Origin of the sequence: Martinezella lusitana, from assembly GCF_010668395.1 — a bacterium.
Lineage (GTDB): Bacteria > Pseudomonadota > Alphaproteobacteria > Rhizobiales > Rhizobiaceae > Rhizobium > Rhizobium lusitanum_A.
Genome location: NZ_WUEY01000066.1, coordinates 1 through 1,296 on the forward strand (window position 1 = coordinate 1; position 1,296 = coordinate 1,296).

1 protein-coding gene is annotated in these 1,296 nt (G+C 61.6%); it reads right to left on the minus strand.

What is annotated here, in order from left to right; genetic code table 11:
- Positions 1-87: 87 nt before the first annotated feature.
- Complete coding sequence (locus GR212_RS36530; protein ID WP_163995007.1) at positions 88-1,182, minus strand: porin; 1,095 nt, start codon at positions 1,180-1,182, stop codon at positions 88-90.
- Between the last annotated feature and the right edge of the window lie 114 nt (positions 1,183-1,296).

The following is a 1,296-nucleotide window of genomic DNA, read 5'->3' on the forward strand; positions in this document are numbered from 1 at the left end:
AAAAGGCCCGGTTGGGATACCGGGCCTTTCCTCTCCTGCTCGGAGGTCTGAGCGGGAGATGTGTCGAACTTGGTTCAGCTGCGCGGCTTAGAAGCTGCGCTGGAAGCGGAGGATACCGGCCCACTGGTCCTGGTTGACGGAATCGAAGTTGGTGTAGGTGACTTCCGGCTCGATGAGCAGGTTCTTGACCGGGTTGAACTTGAGGTTCGTGGTCGCTTCGAAGATCTTCGAGTCGGTGTAGGCGAGCTGCAGGTTCCACTTCAGCTTGCTGTTGATCGGAACGCCGACGCCGCCCCAGACGGCCCAGTCGCCCCAGCCGCACAGATCGCCGCGGCCAGCCGGGCAAGCCGATGCGTTCAGGTTCGAGCCGGCATACTGGTTCAGCTTCTTGCCGTCGGTGTTGTAGCCGCCCATCAGGAAGGCCGTGAAGGCGCCGAAGTCGGCGTCGATACGAGCCTTGACGGCCCCTTCCTCGACGATCGAGTCATAGCCGCCGACGACCTTGAAGCCGAAGCCGCCGGTCTTGTAGCCGGCACCGGCAACAACGTTCGGAGCGTAGTGGTCAGCCTTCGACTGAACCCAGGCGCCGCCGAAGGACGACGAGTCCGAACCGGAGTTGGAGTCTTCGAGCGAAACCACAGCCGTGAAGCCGTTGCCGGCATCGTAGTTGTAGGTCAGCTGGTTGAGTTCGTACGGGCCGTCCCAGATCACGTCGTCGTTGATGACGTCGCCGGCGTAGCCGGTGTACAGGTTGTACTGCGAGTCCTGCTTACCGACCAGGAAACCACCGAGGCTGATGTTGGCCCAGAGCAGCTTGGTGGTGGTGGAGCCGCCGTCGTTCCAGTCGAAACGATAGACGGTGTTGGTCTTCAGCGGACCGTATTCGGTGTCGGTCGCGGTGTCGACGCTCAGCTGGGCGCGGGTGTGCCAGTAGGTGCCGCGGTTGCCGCCAGGGCCCGGATTGTAGGCGTTGTACCAGCCGCCTTCGGTACGGACCATGCCGCCGACCTTGAGGCAGGTTTCCGTGCCCGGGATGAAGAAGTAGCCAGCACCATAGGCGTCGCAGATGCGGACGTATTCCAGCGGCTCCGGCTCGGCAGCGACGATCGCGTCAGCCGCGTGAGCACCCGATACTGCTGCCAGCGCAGCAGCGGAGCCGAGAAGAAGGCTCTTGATGTTCATAGTAACTCCAGTTCCAATATCGATTAGGTATGACTATCCACGCCGAGAAAATCGACGCGCCCTACCCCACCTGGTTTTCAAACGTTGACCCCTGATCTGGGAGAACCAAGACAT

Coding starts and splice junctions, on each gene's coding strand:
- GR212_RS36530 (WP_163995007.1), bottom strand. CDS start 1,182: ATGAACATCAAGAGCCTTCTTCTCGGCTCCGCTGCTGCGCTGGCAGCA.